Here is a 4,742-nt window from a genome sequence, read left to right on the forward strand (position 1 = left end):
CATCTCCCCCGCAAGGGGGGAGATCGGAAGACACGAATGCTTTCGCCAATCACCAACGATGCAACGATGGGCCCAGCGGCGAAGCTGCCAATCTCCCCCCTTGCGGGGGAGATGGCCGGCAGGCCAGAGGGGGGTGGGACGGAACGCAAGCATCTCAAATCATCGTCTCAGAACGCTACCCTATCGCCGCCTTTGAGCGCCAGCATCTCGCGTGCCTCAGTGGGCGTGGCGACATCCAGCGACAGCCCGTCGAGCACGTTGCGGATACGGCGCACCTGGTCGGCATTGGACTTTGCCAGCTGGAGGCCGTCATAGAGGCTGTCCTCCAGCCCAACACGAACATTGCCGCCCATCGCCGCCGCAATCGAGATCATCGGCATCTGGTGGCGCCCGGCGGCCAGAACCGAAAACTGGTAGCTGTCGCCGAACAGTTTGTCGGCGATGCGCTTCATATGGACCAGATTGTCGGGATCGGCGCCGATGCCACCCAGTATGCCGAACACGAACTGAATGAACAGAGGTCCCGATACCAGCCCGCGGTCGCGAAAATGCGCCAGCGAATAGAGGTGGCCGACATCGTAGCATTCGAATTCGAAGCGTGTGCCGCAGCCCTTTCCAAGTCTTTCGAGCACGGTCTCCATGTCGGCAAACGTGTTCTTGAAGATCGTGTCGCGGGTTGCCTCAAGCAGCTTTGGCTCCCACTCGTGCTGCCATTGCCTTGGCCGGTCGAGCATCTGGAACAGCGCGAAATTCATCGAGCCCATATTGAGTGAGCACATTTCGGGCTCGGCCCTGAGCGGTGCAGCTAGACGTTGGTCGAGCGTCATCAGCGAGGAGCCGCCGGTGGTGATGTTGATGACCGCATCGGTCGCCTGCTTGATACGCGGCAGGAACTGCATGAACACATCGGGATCGGCGGTTGGCCGCCCGTCACCGGGATCGCGGGCGTGAAGATGCAGGATCGACGCGCCGGCTTCGGCGGCGGCAATCGCCTCTGCGGCGATCTGGTCCGGCGTCACCGGCAGATGCGGCGACATCGACGGCGTGTGCACCGACCCGGTGACGGCGCAGGTGATGATGACTTTTCGCGGCGCCATTTTAGCCTTCGACCGGCAGGTCGAGCTCGCCGGCCAGCACCTCCAGCGAGTCAGCGATGATGGCGACGATCTCGCCGATCTGCTCTCGGGTGACGATCATCGGCGGCGCCACCATGAAATTGTCGCCGTCGACGCCGCCCTTTACCTTTCGGCCATAGATGATCAGGCCGCGCTCATAGGCGAGGTCGAGCAGGCGCTGGGTGGCTTTCTTCGCTGGAGCGATCGGCCTCAGCGTATCGGGGTCGGCGACCATCTCGGCACCTAGGAGCAGGCCCTTGCCACGTACGTCTGCGATAAACGGAAACCGCTTGGCCAACCCCTTCAATTCGGCCATCAAAATATCGCCCATGTCAGCCGCATTGGCGATCAGGTCGAGGCGGTCCATTTCGCCGAGCACGGCGAGCCCGGCGGCGCAGGCGAGCGGATTGCCGGCGTAGGTATGGCCATGCTGGAAGCCTCCGGAGGCGAGCAGCGGCTGCACCAGCCGCATCGGTGCGGCCAGCGCGCCGAGCGGCGCATAGCCAGAGCCCAGTCCCTTCGACAGTGCGATAATGTCGGGCTTGCAGTTCCAATGGTCGCCACCAAGGAATTTTCCGGTGCGGCCCGCACCGCTCATCACTTCGTCGTGGATGAGCAGAATGCCGTAGCGGTCGCAGATTTCGCGGATGCGAGGATAGTAGCTGGCCGGCGCCACCAGCGCCGATGTGGCAGCGCCGCCGACCGGCTCCATGATGAAGGCGAGCACGCTTTCCGGTCCTTCGGCGAGGATCTTCTCCTCCAGCATGTCGGCGTAGCGGATGCCGCGCTGTTCCATCGAGAGATTATCGCGGTCGCGCCAGGCGGCCGGCGCCGGCACCGTCGGCATGACCTGCATCATCGGCGCAAAAGTTTCGGCCAGGGCGTCGTCGCCGGTGATGGACAGCGAACCAAGCGTGCCGCCATGATAGGAGGGAAAGCGGGTGATCACCTTCCAGCGCCTGGGCTGGCCTGTCGCCACGGCCCACTGCCGGGCGAGCTTAATGCAGGATTCCGTCGCTTCCGAGCCGCCCGAGACGAAAAAGATGCGGTCCATGCCTTCGGGAAGTTTTCCGGCCAATTCCCGCGCCAGCTCCTCGGCCGGCTCGTTTTCGAAATGCAGCCGGTAGGCGAAGGTGACGCGGTCCATCTGCCGCTTCATCGCATCGAGCACGTTGCGATTGGAATGACCGATATTGGCGACCATCGGTCCGCTCGATCCGTCGATGAAGCGGCGGCCATCCTGCGTCCAGATGTAGATGCCTTCGGCGCGATCGACCAGCGGTCGGCGCAAGCTGGACAAATAGAACAGATGCGACGGTGGGCGGGTGTTCGGGGCAGGGGTCTGGGACTTCAGCATGTCAGGACTTTCCGAGGTAGCGGTCGAGAACATTTTTGGTGACGCGCTCAACCATCGCGTCCTGCCTTAGCAGGCCGGCGACCCATTCGCAGCTTCCGGCGTGAAACACCTCGCCCCTGCCGCGCTGAAAGTTGACGACCATGCCGTTGCCGCGCTTGACCTTGTCGAGATTGGCGTTGCTCGCCTCGCCGAACAGCGTCTCGGCGGAAAAGCGGCCATCGGCATCGCCTAGAAACCGGTCCTCGAACGCGATGTCGGCGCTCTCCTCGACTTGGGTAGCCATGCCGACCGCAAGGATTTGCAGCCCATCCGGCGCGCCGCTGTCGGGCGTGGGGTAGGGCAGGCCGCCGCGGATCTCAAAGTCGAGCCCGTCGACCTCGTAGCCATAGACATGGCTGTCGGCGCCGAGCAGGTCGCCGTAATAAATACCTGTGCCGGCGAACGCCCAATGCTCCGGCCGGTAGACCGGAAAGCCGCGCACGCCGCGCGGCGCGCAACCGCCCCAGCCAGCGTAGAGGCCCTTGGTCGCATTGAGCCCGAAGGTCGCGGCACCCGGCCGGCCGATTTCAGGTGCTTCCCATGAATTGGTGGCGCGGGTCACATTGCCGCCCCGGTATGCCGGATCCTCGGCGCGGGCGCGGTATTTGTAGCAGACCTGCCGGCGGCCCTCGTCCTCCAGCCGCGTCTGCCACATGAAATTGCCGGCGAAGCGCGCCGCATGGCCGCCGCGCTCGACGTAGGCGTCGACCGCGTCGCGCATCTCCCAGGTCCAGTATTCGTCATGTCCGACAAAGACGACGCAGTCATAGCCGTCGAGGATTTCGGGCGAGAAATGCAGTTCGTGCTGGCTGGCTAGGTCGACGGCATAGCCGGCGCGCTCGGCAAAACGAAAGAAGTGGCTGTCATAGCTTGCCCAGCCGGACGAGGCGTATTTCTTCGAATGGCCGGTGGCGAAAGCCCATTCCATATGCGGATAGCGCGGCATGGTCTTGGGCGGCACGGCGACCTCGAGCGGCACGCGCGGCGCCTCTTTCGGCAGAACGACAAAGCCGCGGCACCATGGCCGCTGCGTCGACACCATTGGGGCATACTGGTCGCGGTTCGGGCCAGTGATGCCTTCGTAATGATTGGAGCCGCCCCAAGTGTTGTAGGCAAGCCAGGTGCCGGTGGCGGCAACCTGCAGCACACGCCCCCGTTTCTTGCCGGGCTGCGGGGCAACGATAAAAAGATGGTGGCAGCGGATCGGCTTGCCGTTGCGGCCGTCCGCCGTCAGCGTGGCGCGGTAGGCTCCGGACGGCCAGTCGTCGCCGACGCGAAATTCAAACGACGCGTCCCAGCCGCAGCCCACAACCGAACATTGGTCGGGTGTATCCTGCCAGCGCGCCGCGCTCCCGGCTTTCTCGAAAACCTGCGTCTCGGCGCCACCGTCGCGGACGATCGACATGCTGAAGCTGGACGCTGTCGAGCTGACATGCAGCACCACTGTCTCGCCCTGGCGATATGAGAAACGGTCACTGTAGCACCAGATCTCGCCGCGTTCGCCATCCATCCCCGGCCATTCGTAATAATGGCCACGCACCGCTTGCCGGCGCTGGTGGGGCGTCAGGCCGAAATCGGGGAATTCGGTAGGAAGCTTGGTCATGAACGCCTGTGAAGGGTCGAACGCGTCATTTCGACCATCTGCCGGCCAACCGTCAATTGGAAACGATCGGGCCAGCGATGGCTGACAGCGGGCCTTGGCCTTGCCTGCCAAACAGATTATCTCACAAAGGGCGGCCTTTTCCGCCACGGGAGCCGACATGCTGAGAGTGCAAAAGGTCAGGGTTGACGACATCTACGTGCCGACCGCGCGCAAGAAGACGCTGCATCCCGAGACCGTCCGGCATCTGGCCGAGGACATTCTGGAAAACGGCATGAAGACGCCGATCCAGGTGCGCCATGACGGCAAGCGCCATATCCTGGTCGAAGGCCTGCACCGGCTGGAAGCGGCGAAGTGGCTCGGCGAGACCGACATCGACGCCTATCTGGTGCAAGCCAAGCGCCACTAAGCTCTCATTCGGCGTTCGCCGGAGTCGGCCTGGCGAAATTTTTCGCAAGAACCCTGTCGGGCTGCGCGTTGCCCGCTCGTCCTTGAGACGGAAACCGGCATTCAAGCCAACCGTTTTGCAAGCAAGTGGAGGGCTTTGCACGGGAGCCGAAGTTTGGCGCAGATGGCGCGTGGGGCGTTTTTTGAACCGCAATCGAGCCACATTGGCCCGGTTTGCGGGGCA

At 63.6% G+C, this 4,742-nt stretch carries 4 protein-coding genes; 1 reads left to right on the forward strand and 3 read right to left on the reverse strand.

Annotated elements, in window-relative coordinates; translation table 11 throughout:
- Positions 1 to 167 precede the first annotated feature (167 nt).
- From kce to NKH12_RS29960, 3 genes are read right to left on the reverse strand one after another with little or no spacing between them, the layout of a single operon-like run.
- The gene (kce, locus tag NKH12_RS29950; RefSeq protein WP_352956408.1) at positions 168 to 1,097 is read right to left on the reverse strand and encodes a 3,5-dioxohexanoate:acetyl-CoA acetone transferase; all 930 of its coding nucleotides are present in this window, start codon (positions 1,095 to 1,097) and stop codon (positions 168 to 170) included.
- Between the two features lies 1 nt (position 1,098).
- Entirely contained in the window at positions 1,099 to 2,472 is a 1,374-nt protein-coding gene (locus NKH12_RS29955) for an aminotransferase family protein (RefSeq protein ID WP_352956409.1), read from the reverse strand.
- A gap of 1 nt (position 2,473) precedes the next feature.
- Positions 2,474 to 4,114, reverse strand: a complete 1,641-nt coding sequence (locus tag NKH12_RS29960) for a N,N-dimethylformamidase beta subunit family domain-containing protein (RefSeq protein ID WP_352956410.1) — start codon at positions 4,112 to 4,114, stop codon at positions 2,474 to 2,476.
- Positions 4,115 to 4,271: 157 nt separating this feature from the next.
- On the opposite strand from NKH12_RS29960, the gene NKH12_RS29965 reads away from it, so the two are divergent.
- The gene (locus NKH12_RS29965; RefSeq protein ID WP_095489540.1) at positions 4,272 to 4,520 is read left to right on the forward strand and encodes a ParB N-terminal domain-containing protein; all 249 of its coding nucleotides are present in this window, start codon (positions 4,272 to 4,274) and stop codon (positions 4,518 to 4,520) included.
- Positions 4,521 to 4,742 lie beyond the last annotated feature (222 nt).

It is taken from the genome of Mesorhizobium sp. M1322 (assembly GCF_040318085.1).
Classification (GTDB): Bacteria; Pseudomonadota; Alphaproteobacteria; order Rhizobiales; family Rhizobiaceae; genus Mesorhizobium.

Coding starts and splice junctions, on each gene's coding strand:
- NKH12_RS29965 (WP_095489540.1), top strand. CDS start 4,272: ATGCTGAGAGTGCAAAAGGTCAGGGTTGACGACATCTACGTGCCGACC.
- NKH12_RS29960 (WP_352956410.1), bottom strand. CDS start 4,114: ATGACCAAGCTTCCTACCGAATTCCCCGATTTCGGCCTGACGCCCCAC.
- NKH12_RS29955 (WP_352956409.1), bottom strand. CDS start 2,472: ATGCTGAAGTCCCAGACCCCTGCCCCGAACACCCGCCCACCGTCGCAT.
- kce (WP_352956408.1), bottom strand. CDS start 1,097: ATGGCGCCGCGAAAAGTCATCATCACCTGCGCCGTCACCGGGTCGGTG.